Annotated in this window: 16 protein-coding genes; 4 read left to right on the plus strand and 12 right to left on the minus strand. The window is 62.3% G+C overall.

What is annotated here, in order from left to right:
- The first annotated feature begins 46 nt into the window (after positions 1-46).
- Entirely contained in the window at positions 47-1,483 is a 1,437-nt protein-coding gene (norV, locus tag L6R44_RS06200; protein WP_237423587.1) for an anaerobic nitric oxide reductase flavorubredoxin, read from the plus strand.
- Positions 1,480-2,613 (plus strand): NADH:flavorubredoxin reductase NorW, encoded by a 1,134-nt coding sequence (gene norW, locus L6R44_RS06205; protein ID WP_237423588.1) that lies wholly within the window; start codon positions 1,480-1,482, stop codon positions 2,611-2,613. The genes norV and norW overlap by 4 nt, the downstream gene beginning before the upstream one ends.
- 71 nt (positions 2,614-2,684) lie before the next feature.
- Here norW and L6R44_RS06210 read toward each other — a convergent pair whose 3' ends face one another.
- From L6R44_RS06210 to L6R44_RS06225, 4 genes are all read right to left on the minus strand, one after another.
- Positions 2,685-3,707 carry a HoxN/HupN/NixA family nickel/cobalt transporter gene (locus tag L6R44_RS06210; RefSeq protein WP_237423589.1) on the minus strand — a complete coding sequence of 341 codons (1,023 nt, stop codon included), beginning with the start codon at positions 3,705-3,707 and terminating at the stop codon, positions 2,685-2,687.
- 1 nt (position 3,708) lies between these two features.
- Positions 3,709-5,925 carry a carbamoyltransferase HypF gene (gene hypF / locus L6R44_RS06215; RefSeq protein ID WP_237423590.1) on the minus strand — a complete coding sequence of 739 codons (2,217 nt, stop codon included), beginning with the start codon at positions 5,923-5,925 and terminating at the stop codon, positions 3,709-3,711.
- A 6-nt stretch (positions 5,926-5,931) separates the two neighbouring features.
- Complete coding sequence (gene hydN / locus L6R44_RS06220) at positions 5,932-6,477, minus strand: electron transport protein HydN (RefSeq protein ID WP_032643033.1); 546 nt, start codon at positions 6,475-6,477, stop codon at positions 5,932-5,934.
- Positions 6,478-6,611: 134 nt separating this feature from the next.
- Entirely contained in the window at positions 6,612-7,625 is a 1,014-nt protein-coding gene (locus L6R44_RS06225; RefSeq protein ID WP_237423591.1) for a LacI family DNA-binding transcriptional regulator, read from the minus strand.
- A gap of 214 nt (positions 7,626-7,839) precedes the next feature.
- On the opposite strand from L6R44_RS06225, the gene ascF reads away from it, so the two are divergent.
- Positions 7,840-9,291, plus strand: a complete 1,452-nt coding sequence (gene ascF, locus L6R44_RS06230; RefSeq protein WP_237423592.1) for a PTS cellobiose/arbutin/salicin transporter subunit IIBC — start codon at positions 7,840-7,842, stop codon at positions 9,289-9,291.
- A gap of 18 nt (positions 9,292-9,309) precedes the next feature.
- A complete protein-coding gene (locus L6R44_RS06235; RefSeq protein ID WP_237423593.1) occupies positions 9,310-10,734 on the plus strand; it encodes a 6-phospho-beta-glucosidase in 1,425 nt (474 codons plus the stop codon).
- Between the two features lie 64 nt (positions 10,735-10,798).
- Here L6R44_RS06235 and hycI read toward each other — a convergent pair whose 3' ends face one another.
- From hycI to L6R44_RS06275, 8 genes are read right to left on the minus strand one after another with little or no spacing between them, the layout of a single operon-like run.
- Positions 10,799-11,284: a hydrogenase maturation peptidase HycI gene (gene hycI, locus L6R44_RS06240; RefSeq protein WP_237423594.1), complete on the minus strand. Its 486-nt coding sequence runs from the start codon at positions 11,282-11,284 to the stop codon at positions 10,799-10,801.
- Entirely contained in the window at positions 11,277-11,687 is a 411-nt protein-coding gene (locus tag L6R44_RS06245; RefSeq protein WP_023294422.1) for a formate hydrogenlyase maturation HycH family protein, read from the minus strand. The genes hycI and L6R44_RS06245 overlap by 8 nt, the downstream gene beginning before the upstream one ends.
- A complete protein-coding gene (locus tag L6R44_RS06250) occupies positions 11,684-12,451 on the minus strand; it encodes an NADH-quinone oxidoreductase subunit B family protein (protein ID WP_032643043.1) in 768 nt (255 codons plus the stop codon). The genes L6R44_RS06245 and L6R44_RS06250 overlap by 4 nt, the downstream gene beginning before the upstream one ends.
- On the minus strand, positions 12,451-12,993 hold the full coding sequence (locus L6R44_RS06255) for a formate hydrogenlyase complex iron-sulfur subunit (protein ID WP_032643045.1): 543 nt from the start codon (positions 12,991-12,993) through the stop codon (positions 12,451-12,453). The genes L6R44_RS06250 and L6R44_RS06255 overlap by 1 nt, the downstream gene beginning before the upstream one ends.
- Before the next feature lie 9 nt (positions 12,994-13,002).
- A complete protein-coding gene (gene hycE, locus L6R44_RS06260; protein ID WP_237423595.1) occupies positions 13,003-14,712 on the minus strand; it encodes a formate hydrogenlyase subunit HycE in 1,710 nt (569 codons plus the stop codon).
- Between the two features lie 15 nt (positions 14,713-14,727).
- Positions 14,728-15,651 (minus strand): respiratory chain complex I subunit 1 family protein, encoded by a 924-nt coding sequence (locus L6R44_RS06265; protein WP_237423596.1) that lies wholly within the window; start codon positions 15,649-15,651, stop codon positions 14,728-14,730.
- A 1-nt stretch (position 15,652) separates the two neighbouring features.
- Positions 15,653-17,467 carry a formate hydrogenlyase subunit 3 gene (hycC, locus tag L6R44_RS06270; protein WP_237423597.1) on the minus strand — a complete coding sequence of 605 codons (1,815 nt, stop codon included), beginning with the start codon at positions 17,465-17,467 and terminating at the stop codon, positions 15,653-15,655.
- Positions 17,464-18,072 (minus strand): 4Fe-4S dicluster domain-containing protein, encoded by a 609-nt coding sequence (locus L6R44_RS06275; RefSeq protein WP_032643053.1) that lies wholly within the window; start codon positions 18,070-18,072, stop codon positions 17,464-17,466. The genes hycC and L6R44_RS06275 overlap by 4 nt, the downstream gene beginning before the upstream one ends.
- Between the last annotated feature and the right edge of the window lie 15 nt (positions 18,073-18,087).

Raw genomic sequence — 18,087 nt, forward strand, 5'->3', positions numbered from 1 at the left:
GCAAACCATCCTATTTGAAAAACGCGATATTACGCTGAGGTTTGCTATGTCTATTCTGGTTAAAAATAACATTCATTTGGTCGGTCAACGTGACTGGGAAGTGCGCGATTTCCACGGGACGGAATATAAAACGCTGCGCGGCAGCAGCTACAACAGCTATCTCATCCGTGAAGGTAAAAACGTGCTGATCGATACCGTCGATCGCAAGTTCAGCCGCGAGTTCGTGCAGAACCTGCGCGGTGAAATCGATCTGGACGCCATCGACTACATCATCATTAACCACGCGGAAGAGGATCACGCGGGCGCGCTGACCGAGCTGATGTCGTACATTCCGAACACGCCGATCTACTGCACCACCAACGCCATCGACTCGATCAATGGCCACCACCACCATCCGGAGTGGAACTTCCATACCGTCAAAACCGGCGACTCGCTGGATATCGGCAACGGCAAACGGCTGATCTTCGTGGAAACCCCGATGCTGCACTGGCCGGACAGCATGATGACCTACATGACCGGTGACGCGGTGCTGTTCAGCAACGACGCCTTCGGCCAGCACTACTGCGACGAACGCCTGTTCAACGACGAGGTGGACCAGACCGAGCTGTTCGAACAGTGCCAGCGCTACTATGCCAACATCCTGACGCCGTTCAGCCGCCTGGTGACGCCAAAAATTACCGAAATCCTCGGCTTTAACCTGCCGGTGGACATGATTGCCACCTCCCACGGCGTGGTGTGGCGCGAGAACCCAACCCAGATCGTTGAGCTGTACCTGAAGTGGGCGGCAGATTATCAGGAGGATCGCATCACGATTTTCTACGACACCATGTCCAACAACACCCGCATGATGGCGGACGCCATTGCCCAGGGCATCAACGAAGTGGATCCGAACGTGGCGGTGAAAATCTTCAACGTGGCGCGCAGCGATAAGAACGAGGTATTGACCAACGTCTTCCGCTCTAAGGGCGTGCTGGTGGGCACCTCCACCATGAACAACGTGATGATGCCCAAAATTGCCGGTCTGGTGGAGGAGATGACCGGCCTGCGTTTTCGCAACAAGCGCGCCAGCGCTTTTGGCTCCCACGGCTGGAGCGGCGGCGCGGTAGATCGCCTCTCTACCCGTCTGCAGGATGCCGGTTTTGAGATGTCCCTCAGCCTGAAGGCGAAATGGCGTCCGGATATCGACGCGCTGGAAATCTGCCGCCAGCACGGCCGCGACATTGCCCGCCAGTGGGCACTCGCTCCGCTTCCTGAGGCGTCTGCAAAACCCACCGAACAGCAGGAAGCCTGCGCCTGCGCCGCCGATCTCGGCCCGCGCATGCAGTGCAGCGTCTGCCAGTGGATTTACGACCCGGCGCTGGGCGAGCCGCTGCAGGACGTTGCCCCGGGCACGCCGTGGCGGGACGTGCCGGACAACTTCCTCTGCCCGGAATGTTCACTCGGTAAAGACGTCTTTGACGAACTGGGTACGGAGGCAAAATGAGCAACGGAATCGTCATCATCGGCTCGGGCTTTGCCGCCCGCCAGCTGGTGAAAAATATCCGCAAGCAGGACGCCAGCGTGCCGGTGACGGCGATCGCCGCCGACAGCATGGATGAGTATAACAAGCCCGATTTAAGCCACGTCATCAGCCAGAATCAGCGCGCCGAAGACCTCACCCGCCAGACGGCGGGGGAGTTCGCGGAGCAGTTTAACCTGCGCCTTTTTCCCTACACCTGGGTCACCGATATCGACGCCGCCGCGCACGTAGTGAAGTCGAAAGAGAAAACCTGGCGGTACGACAGGCTGGTGCTGGCCACGGGAGCCTCTGCGTTTGTGCCGCCTGTTGAAGGCCGCGAGCTGATGATGACGCTCAACAGCCAGCAGGAGTATCAGGCCAGCGAAACGGGGCTTCGCGATGCGCAGCGGGTGATGATCGTCGGCGGCGGGCTGATAGGTACCGAGCTGGCGATGGATTTCTGCCGCGCGGGCAAAACCGTTACCCTGGTTGACCACGCGGCGAGCATTCTGTCGGCGCTGATGCCCGCAGAAGTAAGCAGCCGCTTACAGCATCGCCTGACCGACATGGGGGTGCATCTGCTGTTAAAATCGCAGCTGCAAAATCTGAGCAAAACTGAAGGCGGCATTCGTGCCACGCTCGACCGCAGCCGCAGCGTTGAGGTGGATGCGGTGGTGGCCGCGACGGGCCTGCGTCCGGAAACCGCGCTGGCGCATCGCGCAGGCGCCGAAACAGGTCGTGGCGTGAAGGTAAATAGCTACCTGCAAACTACGCAGCCCGATATTTACGCGTTAGGCGACTGCGCTGAAATTAACGGTCAGGTACTGCCCTTTTTACAGCCAATTCAATTAAGCGCGATGTATCTGGCGAAAAACCTGCTCGGCGGCAGCGCGCCGCTGAAATTACCCGCCATGCTGGTGAAGGTGAAAACGCCGGACCTGCCGCTGCACCTTGCGGGAGAAACACAGCGACAGGATCTGAGCTGGCAAATCGCCATTGAATCACAGGGGATGGTGGCGCGCGGCATCGACGCAGATGACCAACTGCGCGCCTTTGTGGTGAGCGAAGAGAGAATGAAGGAGGCGTTCGCGCTGCTGAAATCGCTACCTGCTTAACCGTCGTATCGCCGGGTGGCGCTGCGCTTACCCGGCCTACAAAACAACAAAAAGAGAGTTAAGGCAAAAATTCAGGAACGCACCACCAGCGCGTCGTAGCCGCGCCAGCGGTAGTTGACCATGGAGATCAGCCAGCAGGCGACAAACAGCCCGACCACCACAAACCCGGCGTTGCCCATATTGTCGTTCACCGCGCCAACCCGATCCCACACGCCGCCGCTGAGGGCAAATTTATCCATCAGCAGGCCCAGCGCTTCCAGACCGCCGATAAACAGCGCCACCACCACGGAGGTGCCGGTGATGGTCATGTTGTAGTAGAGCTTGCGCTGCGGCTTGTTAAACGCCCAGCCGTAGGCGCCGACCATCAGCAGGTTGTCGAGGGTATCCACCAGCGCCATGCCGCTGGCAAAGAGCGCCGGGAAGATCATGATTGACCACACCGACATTCCGCTGGAGGCGCTGGCGGCAGAGATCCCCAGCACGCCGATTTCGGTGGCGGTATCAAACCCGAGGCCGAACAGGAAGCCCACCAGGTACATCTGCCAGCTTTTATTGACGAGGCGGAAGGTTTTGCCAAACAGCCAGTTCATGACGCCGCCCTGGGCAGGGAGCGTGATATCGCCCTGCACCGGCCTGCCGCTTTTCAGCGCCTGAAAACTGCGCCAGACGCCGCGCAAAATCACCATATTCACCAGCGCCATCGCCAGCAGGAAGGTGGCCGAAACGGCGGTGCCAATCAGGCTGCCGGTTTCGTGGAACCATGCCATGTTTTTCTGAAACGCCGTGGCGGTGGCGGCGATGGCAATGGAGGCCAGCACCACGATGGTGGAGTGTCCCAGCGAGAACCACGCCCCCACGCCGGACGGGCGTTGGCCCTGCTGCATCATCTTACGCGTCACGGTATCAATGGCGGCAATGTGGTCAGCGTCCACCGCATGACGCAGTCCGTAGCACCACGCCAGCAGGCTGGCCGCCATCAGCGCCGTGCTGCCGCTAAAGGTGTGCCATGCCCACCCCCAGGCCAGCAGGTTTGCCATTACCAGAGCCAGCAGCAGAAGCGCGGCGCGAGGTTCATTGCATAAGAGTCGTAACATTTTAAGTCCTTTGTAAACATGACCGGGCGGCGGCGATCGCCGCCTGCCCGAAGGAGATCGCTCCGTCGCCTGCGGGCAGGCGCGAAGGAAAAAGAAGCGTAAAGTCAGAAAGATAATGACGCAGGCGCGCGCGCAGCAGACGGTTGTGAAGCACCCCGCCGCTGAGGCAGATTGTCGACAGCGACAGGCGCCGGGCATGGCGCGCGGCGAGCTCCGCCAGCCCTTTTGCCAGCGCGTCGTGAAACGCCCACGCGCGCGCGCTGGGCTCCGCCTGCCAGCTCAGCCACTGCTGCCAGAAAAGCGCGAGGTTATCCGCTTCCAGCGTCACCGGATGATCGACACCCGCGCACTGCGATGCCAGCGCTTCCAGCCGGCAGGCCGCCTCACCCTCCCAGGATTGGGTTTCGATACCCAGCGCACAGGCGACGGCATCAAACAGGCGGCCACAGGACGACGCCCGCGGCGCATTGATACCGCGCCGGATCGCCGTTGCCAGCAGCGGCCAGTTCTGGCGCTGAACCGCGCGCGTTTCCGGATAGCGCTGCCAGTCAGGGATAAACGCCAGACAGTGGGCGAGCAAATTGCGCCACGGTTGCCGGGCCGCCAGATCGCCTCCCGGCAGCGCAACGGCAGGCAGCCCGCCCAGACGCTCGCACTCCAGGTAGTTCACCCGCAGGCACTCTCCGCCCCACAGCGCGCCGTTTTCGCCCATGCCGATGCCGTCCAGCGTCAGGGCGATAGCGTCTCCCCCCTCGAGCGGCCAGCCGTTTTCCGCCAGGCACGCCGCGGCGTGGGCGTGATGATGCAGCACGGTTTCAACGGGCAGCCCCTGCGCCTGCGCCCAGCGGTGTACGCGATACGACGGATGGGCGTCGCACACCACGCGCTCCGGCTGGAAGGCGTAGATGTCCTGCATCAGCGAGAGCGCGCCGCGCCACTGCGCGTCGACACCCTCGTCGCCGAGATCGCCAAAATGCTGGCTCAGCACCGCCTGGCTGCCACGCACCATGCAGAAGGTATTTTTCATCTCCGCGCCGGTGCATAACATGGCGGGGATATTCTCAAAGCCCGCGGGCAACGTGACGGCATCAGGTACAAAACCGCGCGCGCGGCGAAGCATCGCGCCGTCCCTGTCCATCACCGAATCGTCCATCCGCTGCAGGATGTCGCGATTATGCAGCAGGAAGCCGTCCGCGATGCCGCGGAGATCGTCCAGAGCCTGCGGGTTGGTCAAGGCAGGCGGCCTGCCGCTGAGGTTGCCGGAGGTCATCACCAGCGGGCGCTGGCAGTCCATCATCAGAAGGTGCTGCAGCGGGTTAGCGGGCAGCATGACGCCCACGGTGTCCAGACCGGGCGCGATACCTTCCGGGAACGCGGGCAGCCAGGCTTTTGGCGTGAGCACAATCGGTGCGGCGGGCGAGCGCAGCAGCGTCTGAATCGTCTCCGGCAGCTCCTCCGCATGCGGGATCATCACCGCCAGCGGCTTCGCGGGACGCTGCTTGCGTGCCCGAAGCGTCGCGATCGCCTGCGGATTACGCGCGTCGCAGACGAGATGAAAACCGCCCAGCCCTTTGACCGCGACGATACCGCCGCTTTTCAGCATCGCCACCGCCGCGCCCAGCGCAGCCTCGCGGGCAGCCGTGACCCCGCCCGCCTGCCACTCCAGCGCGGGCCCGCAGTCCGGACACGCGACCGGCTGAGCGTGAAAGCGGCGGTCGGCAGGATTGCGGTACTCCGCTTGACACGGCGCGCAGAGCGGGAAAAGCGCCATTGAGGTGGCCGGACGGTCGTAGGGCATGGCGCGGATAATGGTAAACCGCGGCCCGCAGTGGGTGCAGTTGATAAACGGATAGCGGTATCGGCGCTCGCCAGGGTCGCGCATTTCAGCCAGACACGCCGGACAGGTCGCGGCATCCGGCACAATCTGGGTGTTCATCGCGCTGCCCACGCTGTGGCGGATGGTAAAGTCCTCCGGCACGTGCGCCCAGGTAAACGGCTGCGCCTCCACGCGGTCGATGCGTGCCAGCGGCGGGCAGTCCTGATGCAGCCTCGCGGTAAAGGCCCCCCCATTACCCGCGAGGCGCACCAGCACGCCCTCTCCGTCATTGCAGACGTCACCGGTCAACTGAAGCGCCTGCGCAAGCTGCCAGACGAAGGGTCGAAACCCCACGCCCTGCACCTTGCCGCGCACGCGCAGCTGAACGCCGTTGCTGCTCATGACGGTTCAGAACAGCAGTGATGACGACGTGTCGAACGCCGCGCGACGGCGCTTTTCGGCGCTCATCTGCTCCAGCTTGTCGCGATCCACGCAGACCAGCGCGTGCGTCGGGCAGGCTTCCATACAGGCCGGGCCGGCCTCACGGTGGTAGCAAAGGTCGCATTTGTTGGCTTCGGCTTTGTCTGCGCGCACGCTCAGGCCCATGCCGCTGTTGCGCACCACCGGACGGACAACCACCTCCATCGCGCCATACGGGCAGGCGACCACGCAGGTTTTACAGCCGATGCAGCGCTCCTGCATCACGTGCACAAAGCCTTTCTCGCGTTTAATCGCCCCGTTCGGGCAGACGTTCGCGCACGGCGCGTCTTCGCACTGGCGACAGATGGCGGCGGTGGAAATATTCACGCCTTTGATAACGTGGATGCGCGGCAAAAACGTGTCGGGGGTCAGCGACGCGCAGTCCTGTTCCGCCTGATGGGAAACCACGCACGCCACTTCACAGGTACGGCAACCAATACACTTACTGGCATCGGCCATAATAAAACGGTTCATCTGCTTCTCCAGCATTACAGTTATGCGCGGAGATATTCATAAACCGTGCCAATAATTAAGCCATTGATTTTATATGGATTTAAAAATGACAGCGGCGCTGTCATCGTCACTTATGACGATGACAGCTGTCGACATCAGCGGTGCGGGCCGTCAATAACCGAGTCGCGCAGGATCAGCTCGCCGGAGAAGGTTTGCTGATATTTGAACTCACCGCCGTCGAGCATGAAGATCAGGCGGCTGATGGTCTCTTTGATCATCTCCGTCACCGGAATACGCACGCTGGAGAGCGACGGCACGATGTAGGGCGCGATGGCCACGTCGTCGAAACCGATCACCGATACCGCGTCCGGGGTGGCGACGCCGCTGTCGTGCAGCTGCTTCATAGCCCCGATTGCCATATCGTCATTGCTCGCCACCAGCGCCGTAAAGCGTTCGCCGCGAGCCAGCAGCTCGGACACCGCCGCCGCGCCGCTGGCGGGGTTCCACTTACCCTGCGCAATCAGCCCCTCGCGCAGCGGAATACCGTGCTGCGCCAGTGCGTCCTTATAGCCCGAGAGACGCTCAACCCCGGTGGGAGAATCCAGCGATCCGGTAATAAACGCGATCTCCCGGTGCCCTTTGGCAATCAGCTGCGACACCGCCTCCAGGCTGGAGGCTTTATGATCGGACCAGACGCTGTGGCTGCTGTTTTTCCGCAGGCGGCGGTTGAGCACCATAATGGGCTGATCGCACTTCTCGACGATCTCGTCCATCTGTTCCACGCTCAGGAAACGCGGGTAGATGATCACCGCGTCGCAGCGCATATCGAGCAGGTACTGGATCGCCTCGCGCTCCTCATCCGCGCTGTGCTTGCCGTCCGCAAGGATCAGCTGCCGCCCTTTCTCTTCCGTCATGCGCGCGGCGTGAAACAGCAGTTCGCTAAAGTAGACCCCGTGATAAAGGGTGTTGGTCACCACCAGCCCCAGCGTCTGGGTACGCCGGGTCGCCAGGTTGCGCGCCAGCAAATTCGGGCGATAGCCGCTCTCTTCAATGGCCTGAAACACCCGGTCTTTGGTCTCCTGGCTGACGTAGCCATTTCCCGACAGCACCCGGGATACCGTGGCCTTCGAAACGCCTGCCCGCTTCGCCACTTCAAGCATCGTGGTCATGTTGTTATTCCGTCTGAATCTGATGAAGCGCAGTGTACTGCACTGCAAAAAAATTGTCCTGGCGTCGAAATCACGCTTTCGACACCCTACCGCGATCTGCATCACGAAACGAAAAAATGGTCAAAAAGCGATCTTGTTTCATTCATGAAAACTCATGATGATTATGTGAAACCGGTTTCCTACACTTCTCACAACGATAACAGGATCACATCCGATGGCCAAAAATTACGCTGCGCTGGCGAACGACGTTATCAGCGCGCTGGGCGGCAAAGAGAACATCGTCGCCGTCACCCACTGCATGACGCGTTTACGCTTCGTTCTGAAAGACGAGAGCCTTACCGACGCCGCGCGCCTGAAAAACATCAGCGGCGTGCTCGGCGTGGTGCGCAACGACAACCAGTGCCAGGTGGTTATTGGCAACACCGTTTCACAGGCGTACCGCGAAGTGGTGAGCCTGCTGCCCACTGACCTGCAGCCCGCCGTGCCGGAAGGGCCGCAGAAGATGACCTTACGCCGCATCGGCGCCGGGATCCTCGACGCGCTGATCGGTACCATGTCCCCGCTGATCCCGGCGATCATCGGCGGCTCGATGGTCAAGCTGCTGGCGATGATCCTCGAAATGACCGGCGTGCTGCCAAAGGGCGCGCCGACGCTCACCATTCTGACGGTGATTGGCGACGGGGCGTTCTTCTTCCTGCCGCTGATGGTGGCGGCCTCGGCGGCGGTGAAGTTCAAAACCAACATGTCGCTGGCGATCGCCATTGCGGGCGTGCTGGTGCACCCGAGCTTTATCGAGCTGATGGCGAAGGCCGCGCAGGGCGAGCACGTTGAGTTCGCCTTTATTCCGGTGACGGCGGTGAAATACACCTACACCGTCATCCCCGCGCTGGTGATGACCTGGTGCCTGTCGTACATCGAACGCTGGGTGGATCGCATTACCCCGTCGGTGACGAAGAACTTCCTCAAGCCGATGCTGATCGTGCTGATTGCCGCCCCGCTCGCCATCGTGCTGATTGGCCCGCTGGGCATCTGGATCGGGAGCGCCATCTCCGCGCTGGTCTACACCATTCACGGCTACCTGGGCTGGCTCTCCGTCGCCATTATGGGCGCACTCTGGCCGCTGCTGGTCATGACCGGGATGCACCGCGTCTTTACGCCAACCATCATTCAGACCATTGCCGAAACGGGTAAAGAAGGGATGGTGATGCCGTCGGAAATCGGCGCCAACCTGTCGCTCGGCGGCTCGTCGCTGGCAGTGGCGTGGAAAACCAAAAACCCGGAGCTGCGCCAGACGGCGCTGGCGGCGGCGGCCTCCGCCATTATGGCGGGGATCTCCGAACCGGCGCTCTACGGCGTGGCGGTGCGCCTGAAGCGCCCGCTGATTGCAAGCCTGATCAGCGGCTTTATCTGCGGCGCGGTAGCCGGTATGGCGGGTCTTGCCAGCCACTCGATGGCGGCGCCGGGGCTGTTCACCAGCGTGCAGTTCTTCGATCCGGCCAACCCGATGACCATCGTCTGGGTGTTCGGCGTGATGGGGCTGGCAGTGGTGCTGTCGTTTGTTCTGACCCTGCTGTTAGGGTTTGAGGATATCCCGGTTGAAGACGAGGCCGAAAAAGCGCGCGCCCTGCAGACCGCGCCGGTACAAAACAACGCAGCAAAAGCATAAATTGAAAGCGAGGTAAGCATGTCTGTTTTTCCACAAGGATTTTTATGGGGTGGCGCGCTTGCCGCCAACCAGAGTGAAGGTGCCTACCGCGAAGGCGGCAAAGGACTGACGACGGTCGATATGATCCCCCACGGCGCGAACCGTCTGGCGGTGAAGCTCGGCAAGGAAAAGCGTTTTTCGCTGCGTGACGACGAGTTCTACCCGAGCCATGAGGCAATTGATTTTTACCATCGCTATAAAGAAGACATCGCCCTGATGGCGGAGATGGGCTTTACGGTGTTCCGCACCTCGATTGCCTGGAGCCGCCTCTACCCGAACGGCGACGAACCGCTGCCGAATCAGGAGGGTATCGCCTTCTACCGCGCGGTATTTGAGGAGTGTAAAAAGTACGGCATCGAGCCGCTGGTGACCCTGTGCCACTTCGACGTGCCGATGCATCTGGTGACGGAGTATGGCTCGTGGCGCAGCCGCAGGATGGTCGATTTCTTCGCCCGCTACGCCCGCACCTGCTTTGAGGAATTTAACGGCCTGGTGAAGTACTGGCTGACCTTCAACGAAATCAACATCATGCTGCACAGCCCGTTCTCCGGCGCGGGGCTGGTGTTTGAGGAAGGCGAAAACGAAGACCAGGTGAAATACCAGGCCGCGCACCACGAGCTGGTGGCGAGCGCGCTGGCGACCAAAATCGCCCACGAGGTAAACCCGGAAAACCAGGTCGGCTGCATGCTGGCGGGCGGTAACTTCTACCCTTACTCCTGCAAGCCGGAAGACGTGTGGATGGCGCTGGAGAAAGACCGCGAAAACCTGTTCTTTATCGACGTGCAGGCGCGAGGCAGCTACCCGGCCTACTCTGCCCGCGTGTTCCGCGAGAAGGGCGTCGCGATTGTGAAAGACCCGGGCGACGACGAACTGCTGAAAAACACCGTCGACTTTGTCTCGTTCAGCTATTACGCCTCGCGCTGCGCGTCGGCGGATATGAACGCGAACAATACCAATGCCGCGAACATCGTCAAATCCCTGCGCAACCCGCACATTCAGGTGAGCGAGTGGGGCTGGGGCATTGACCCGCTCGGCCTGCGCATCACCATGAACATGATGTACGACCGCTACCAGAAGCCGCTGTTCCTGGTGGAAAACGGCCTCGGGGCGAAAGACGTCATTGATGAAAACGGCGAGATCAACGACGACTACCGCATCAGCTACCTGCGCGAGCATATCCGCGCGATGGGCGACGCGATTGAGGACGGCGTGCCGCTGATGGGCTACACCACCTGGGGCTGCATCGACCTGGTGGCCGCCTCAACGGGCGAGATGAGCAAGCGCTACGGGTTTGTCTACGTGGACCGCGACGATGCCGGGAACGGCACGCTCGAGCGGAAGCGCAAGAAATCGTTCGGATGGTATAAGAAGGTGATTGCGAGTAACGGAGGGGATCTCGAGTAGCCTGTCCTTACCCCTCACCCTAACCCTCTCCCCAGAGGGGAGAGGGAACCGTTTGGTGTGGTTTTCACCCTCTCCCCTCTGGGGAGAGGGCCGGGGTGAGGGGTTCAAACCCACCGTCCCCAACCCACTCCGCAAGCCGCGAATACACCCGTTCCACCGCCTCCTTCACCGGCGGCGTCATGGGGTAATAAAACCCAACGATATCCGGCTGAATGCCCAAAAACAGCACCTCGCCCACGTCGTCTTTAATCTGATCGACCAGGTAGTTCAGCGGCATATTGTGGGTGGTCATCATAAACATTTCGGCAATGTCGTCCGGGTCAATCAGGCGGATCTCGCCGGGATTGAGCCCCATATCGGTGGCATCGACAATCAGCAGCCTCTCCGGGCGCAGCTCGCGGATGGCGACCACGTCATTTTCCGGCGCGCTGCCGCCGTCAATCACCACCCAGCTGCCCTGCGGTTTCGCGGCGCACATCTCGGCCAGCAGCGGGCCCGCGCCGTCGTCGCCCATCATGCTGTTGCCGACACACAGTAAAACGTCAGTCACGTAATCTCCTCACCATCAGGTAGATGGCGCTCTCCTGATGAATATCATGCAGCATGCCGAGCAGCGTTTTGCTCCACGCCTGCTGCTCCGGGGTTTGCCTGCCGAGCGCCGCGTCAAAGGCGTTGGCGAGCATCGCAATGTGGTTGGCGTCGATAACGATCTCACCGTACTTCGGTACGCCCTCCATCTTGCGCCGCGCCGTGCTGCCCTCCTCCAGCGTGGCAATCCACGCCAGGTATTCCGGCCACGGGCAGCTCAGCGCCGCCTCCAGGCAGTCAATCACCCCGAGGTGGTGCCCAATCGCCAGGCTGTAATAGACCACCTGCTGCGCCGCATCCGGCGTGGCGTCGTTCTCATCAATAAACTTACGGCTCAGCTGGCTGAACACCACCGTTTCACTCATCGGATACGCGCCTCGTCCACAATGCTGTTCAGGTTCGCCACGATCTCATTGAGGCGCGGGTCGTTTTCCGCCTCCAGCCAGCGCGCCACCTGATGTTCGCCCTGGCTCAGCAGGCGCAGATAGTCATCGGCAATCTGGCGACCGTAGCGGTAGCCCGCCAGCCTGCGCGCCGTGCGGTCAACCTTCACCCGCAGCGGCTGCACCATATCCGGGTGCAGGATAGTGGCTGGCTGGTTGTCGAGCTCGCCCGGCGCGCGGGCGTGGATTTTCTGTTCCAGCAGGCCGAGCGCCATGGCAAAACCGTAGAGCGTCGCGGCAGGCGTTGGCGGACAGCCCGGAATGTAGACGTCGACCGGCACGATTTTGTCGGTACCGCCCCAGACGCAGTAGAGGTCATGGAAGATGCCGCCGCTGTTGCCGCAGGCGCCGTACGAGATGCAGATTTTCGGATCCGGCGCGGACTGCCAGGCACGCAGCGCGGGCGAGCGCATGGCGCGGGTGACGGCCCCGGTGAACAGCAGGATGTCCGCATGACGCGGGGACGGCACCACCTTGATGCCGAAGCGCTCGGCGTCAAACAGCGGCGACAGCGTAGCGAAGATCTCAATCTCGCAGCCGTTGCAGCCGCCGCAGTCCACGCGGTAGACGTAGGCCGAGCGTTTGATTTTTTTCAGCAGCGACGCCTTCATGCTGGCGATGGACTCCTCCACCGTCATCGGCACCGGTATGCCGTTAGCGTCGCGCGGGCCGAGTAAATTTTCCATCAGCTGGCCTCTCTCATATGGCGGGTGATATCAATGCGGTCGGACGGCAGCAGGCATTTCTGGCGCTTGCATTCCGGGCAGGTTTCAAAGCTTTCACGGTGTTGCTCCGCGCGGGCATCGCCGTTGTGCTGCAGCAGCGCGATGGCGTAGTCGATCTCTTTTTGCACGGCGAACGGACGCCGGCAGACGCGGCAGTGGCACAGGTCAAAGCGCGACTGCTGCAGGAAGTCTTCTTTCTTCCACACCGCCAGCTCGTACTCCTGCGACAGGCGAATGGCGACCGTCGGGCAGACCTCCTCGCAGCGGCCGCAGAAGATGCAGCGCCCGAGGTTAAACTGCCAGGCCAGCTCGCCGGTTTTGAGATCCGTTTCCACCGTCAGGGCGTTCGACGGGCAGGCGTTGACGCAGGCCGCGCAGCCAATGCACTGCTGCGGGTTGTGCTCCGGCTTGCCGCGAAAGTTTTTGTCGACCGGCATCGGCTCCAGCGGATAGCGGCTGGTGGGCGTGCCGGTTTTGATCGCTTTTTTGATAAAGGTAAACATGGCGAGTCCTTATTTCAGCGGCGAGTTCTTACGCTCGATGCTGTAGCGCTCAAGCTCTTTGTACGGCACCACCTGGCTTTTCTTCTTGCGCACGTCCACCACGGTCATGCGGTCGGTGCAGGAGTAGCACGGGTCAAGGCTGCCGATAATCAGCGGCGCGTCAGACACGGTGTTGCCGCGCAGCATGTAGCGCAGGGTTGGCCAGTTGGCGTAGGTGGCCGCGCGGCAGCGCCAGCGGTAGAGCTTCTGGTTGTCGCCGGTCATGCTCCAGTGAATATCGTCCCCGCGCGGCGCTTCGGCAAAGCCGAGGGCAAAGCGGTTCGGAATGTAGGTGAAGCCCTCCACCATCAGCGGGCCGCCCGGCAGGTTGTCGAGACCGAAGTCGATCATGTTCAGGGCGGTGAACACCTCGTTGATGCGCACCTTCAGGCGCGAGATGACGTCGCAGCCCTGCTCGCTGTGCACGGTCATCGGCAGCAGGCCGTAGCCGACGAACGGGTGATCGGCGCGGGTGTCGCGGGCGTGGCCGCTGGCGCGCACCATCGGGCCGACGTTGCTGAAGTCGCGGGCAATTTCCGGATCGAGACGGCCAATCCCCACGGTGCGCTGCTCGATGTTTGGCGTGCTGAGCAGCATGTCCACCAGCTCCTGCACGTCCCGGCGCATCTGCTGCGCCAGCTGACGGGTCTGGATCATGTCGTCCTTCAGCAGGTCGCGGCGGATCCCGCCGATCAGGTTCAGCCCGTAGGTTTTGCGCGCCCCGGTGAGGATCTCCGCCATCTTCATCGACGCTTCGCGCACGCGGAAGAACTGCATAAACCCGGAGTCAAAGCCGACGAAGTGGCAGGCCAGGCCGAGGTTCAGCAGGTGCGAGTGCAGGCGCTCCACCTCCAGCAGAATGGCGCGAATCATCTGCGCGCGCTCCGGCACCACGATCCCCATGCCGTTCTCCACCGAGGTGGTGTAGGCGGTGCTGTGGGCGAAGCCGCAGATGCCGCACACGCGGTCAGAGAGGAAGGTCACTTCGTTGTAGCCCATGCGGGTTTCCGCCAGCTTTTCCATGCCGCGGTGGACGTAGAACAGGCGGTAGTCGGCGTCGATAATGTTCTCGCCGTCGACGAACAGGCGGAAGTGGCCCGGCTCGTCGGAGGTGACGTGCAGCGGGCCGATCGGCACCACGTTGTTCTTCTTGCTGCCGAGTTCGTTGATGAACTCGTAGGTTTCGCTGTCGGTGGTCGGCGCCGGGCGCTGGCGATAGTCCATGCTGTCTTTACGCAGCGGATAGAGTTCGTCCGGCCAGTCGTCCGGCAGCACCAGACGGCGCTCGTCCGGCAGGCCGACCGGCACCAGGCCGTACATGTCCCGCACTTCGCGCTCGCCCCAGACGGCAGCGGGCACGCGCGGCGTGACGGACGGGTATTCCGGCTTGTTCGGGTCGACTTCGACGCGCACGGTGAGCCAGCACTTTTCGCCCTGCTCCATCGACATCACGTAGTACACCGCGTAATTGCCGCACAGCTGGCGCTCGTCGTTGCCGAACAGCACCGACAGCCAGCCTCCCTGCTGGTAATAGAGAAACTCCACCACTTCCGGCAGGTAGTTCATCTTCACGGTAATCGTGATCTGGTCTTTGGTTTGCCAGCCTTCATCCAGCACCACGCCGGGGAAGGCCTGATGCAACGCGGCGAGATACTGCTGGCCTTTCTTTTCTTCAGACATAAATACTCTCTTTAATCACGCCACCAGCAAGGAGACGAATGCTAAAAATGCAAAACCAAAACCGGCCCAGGTGATGCGCGACGTTTCGACAAAACGCAGGCGCGCCATGCTGTTTTCAAACAGGGCAATCACCAGAACGCCGACCAGCAGCTTGAGGGCGGCAACCACGACGGCCAGCACCAGACCGCCCGCGGAGAAGTGCGTCATCTGGCCCCACGGGAAGAAGACGCCGACAAACATCTGCAGCACCACCAGCTGTTTGAGGCTGATGCCCCACTTCAGCACCGCAAAGCCGTAGCCGCTGTATTCGGTAAGCGGCCCTTCCTGCAGCTCCTGCTCGGCTTCCGCAAGGTCAAACGGCAGCTTACCCATCTCAATAAAGGTGGCGAACGCGCACGCGCAGAGCGCCAGCACCAGCGGAATGGAGCGGGAAACCGGCCAGTGATAAACGGTATCGGTGATAAAGCTGATATGGGTGGAGCCTGCGACCTGCGCGGCGACCCACAGCCCCAGCAGCAGGATCGGCTCAACCAGCACGCCGAGCATCGCCTCGCGGCTGGCGCCGATCCCGGTAAACGGACTCCCGGTGTCGAGACCCGCAATCGCAAAGAAGAAGCGGGCGATGGCGAACAGATAGATAAGCGTAATCAGATCGCCGAGCACCGGCAGCGGCGACCCCACCGTGACCACCGGCAGCGCGGTGGCGATGGTGAGCATCACGCCCACCATCACAAACGGCGTCAGGCGGAAGACCCAGCCTGCGGCGTACGGCGAGACGCTCTGGCGAGAGAGCAGCTTGAAGAGATCGCGGTACTCCTGGAGTACGCCAGGCCCGCGACGGTTGTGCATCCGGGCGCGCGCCACGCGCGTAATGCCCGACAGCAGCGGCGCCGCGGCGAACAGCACCAGCGCCTGAAGAATTGCCAGTATCAGACTCATGTCAGGCTCCTCGTGAAATCACAATGACCACCAGCACCGCCAGCTCGATGACGGCCAGACGGCGGAACAGCGCGGGCGCGGCGGCGCTCTGCCAGCCGGGTACCCAGCCCACCGGATTGAGCCAGTGGCGCAGCTTCAGCACGGCGGCGAAGTTCTCCTTCACCGGCATGGCGAAGCCGTGGGCGGTAATGACCATCGACTGCTCGTGTTCGTAGCCGCAGGCCCACGCCGCGCCGCGCGAGCGGGAGGCGAGCCGGTCGCGTTTAAAGCACAGCATTAGCACGAGCGGCAGCAGCGGCGCGCCAATCAGCAGCAGCGCAATCATCGGCTGGGAAACGGTGGTGTTCGCCACGGTCAGCGGCAGCGGAATGGCGTGGCCCAGCAGCGGCAGCAGCCACGGCGCGGCCACGCCGCCCGCGATGCAGCACAGCGCCAGCGCGACCACGCTCACTCCCATTAAGACCGGCGCACAGCAGGCGTTTTCCGCTTCGCGGGTGCGCGGCGCGCCGAGGAAGGTCACGCCGTAGACTTTCGCCATGCACATCACCGCCAGCGCGCCGGTAATCGCCAGGCCAACCGCCAGCAGCGGGCCGAGCAGGCGCGCGATAAAGGCGTCGCTCTGACCGAGGGCGAAGAAGGACTGGTAGATCACCCACTCCCCGGCAAAGCCGTTCAGCGGCGGCAGCGCGGCCATCGCCATTAGCCCGACCAGCATCGCCAGTGAGATCACCGGCATCTTTTTGCCGATCCCACCGAGCTTTTCGATATCCCGATGGCCGGTGCGGAACCAGACGCTTCCCGCCCCGAGGAACAGGGTGCTTTTAAACAGGCTGTGGTTGACGAGGTGATAGAGACCGCCGATAAACCCGGCGGCAATCAGCGCCGGTTGGTTCAGCGCCAGCCCGGTCACGCCCGCGCCGATACCGAGCAGGATGATGCCGATGTTTTCCAGCGTGTGGTACGCCAGCAGGCGCTGGATATTGTGCTCCATCAGCGCGTACAGGCCGCCGACGAACGCGGTGATCGTGCCCGCAATCAGCAGCACGACGCCCCACCACAGCGGCGGCTGCCCGCCGGTCAGCGTAATCGCCAGAATGCCGAACAGGCCGACCTTCATCACCACCGCAGAAAACAGCGCGGCGGCGGGCGCGGAGGCGTTCGCATGCGCCTGCGGCACCCAGCCGTGCAGCGGGATGATTCCGGCGAGCAGGCCAAAGCCGAGCACGCCCAGCAGCCAGACGTCGTTCCCCAGTGGATGGCCGTTGAGCGCGGAGAAGTCCAGCGTGCCGAAGCGTTGCCATACCCGCCAGCAGGCCAGCGCCAGCAGAACCGTTCCGAAGCGTCCCAGCGCAAACCACAGCTTGCCGGAGGCGCTACAGCCCGTCAGGAACACGCCGCAGAGCGCCATGATCTCCGCCATCACCACCAGCGCCCCGAGGTTGCTGGCGATAACGGTGCAGACCGCCGTCGCCATCAGCAGGTTCACCAGCATGCCGTTAGCGTTGGCGTGCGGATGGCGGTGCCAGTCGATATTGAACAGGCTGATAAACAGCCCGCACAGGCCAAAGGTCACCAGCCAGATGGCGTTCAGGGGCGTCATCGCGACGCCGTGGCGAATCAGCGGCATCACGGCCTCGACGGAGTGGCCGCCGAGCAGGACAACGCCGCCTGCCGCCAGCGTCATCAGGCTACCTGCCGCCCCGCCGATCCCGGCGATCGCGCCGCTCAGGGTTTTATGGAATGAGAAGAGAAGCGCCAGAACGGCGGCGGCCGCAAAACAGGCTACCGCGCTGGTCATCATCATTGCCGCGTTCATTTCGCCCCCTCGTTAAGCGCCTGTAGCAGGGAAAGGTCGCCAAAATCACTGTTGATGGTCAGCTCGCGTTTACGCTTGCTGGTGCGGGCGATGTCGCGAATGTTAACCAGAATGAGCGCTTTCGTCGGACACGTGCGCACGCAGGCCGGGCCCTGCTCGTCGAAGCTGCACAGATCGCACTTCACCGCCACGGCGCGGATGCCGGGTACCCAGTCCAGCAGCGTGCTGACGCGTGCTGGCGCCGGTGGCGCGGGCGGGGCTTTTGGCGAGTTGGCGTTCGCCGGAACGTGCAGCGGACGGCTGCCGGAAAATTCAATCGCGCCGAACGGGCAGGCGATGCCGCACAGCTTGCAGCTTACGCACAGGCTTTCGTTCAGCTGGACCGCGCCATCCACGCGGGTGATGGCATTCACCGGGCAAACACCCGCGCAGGGGGCATCTTCACAGTGGTGGCAGAGCTGCGGGGCAGACTCTTTTTCATTACGCATGACGTGCAGGCGCGGCATGGACTGCAGCCCATGCAGGCGATGCGTTTCCGAACACGCCGCCTCGCAGGTTCGACAGCCAATGCAGACCGTCGAGTCAGCAATTACAAAACGGTTCACCGGGTTATCCTCTGG

The organism is Enterobacter cloacae complex sp. ECC445, from assembly GCF_021892025.1.
Lineage (GTDB): Bacteria > Pseudomonadota > Gammaproteobacteria > Enterobacterales > Enterobacteriaceae > Enterobacter > Enterobacter chengduensis.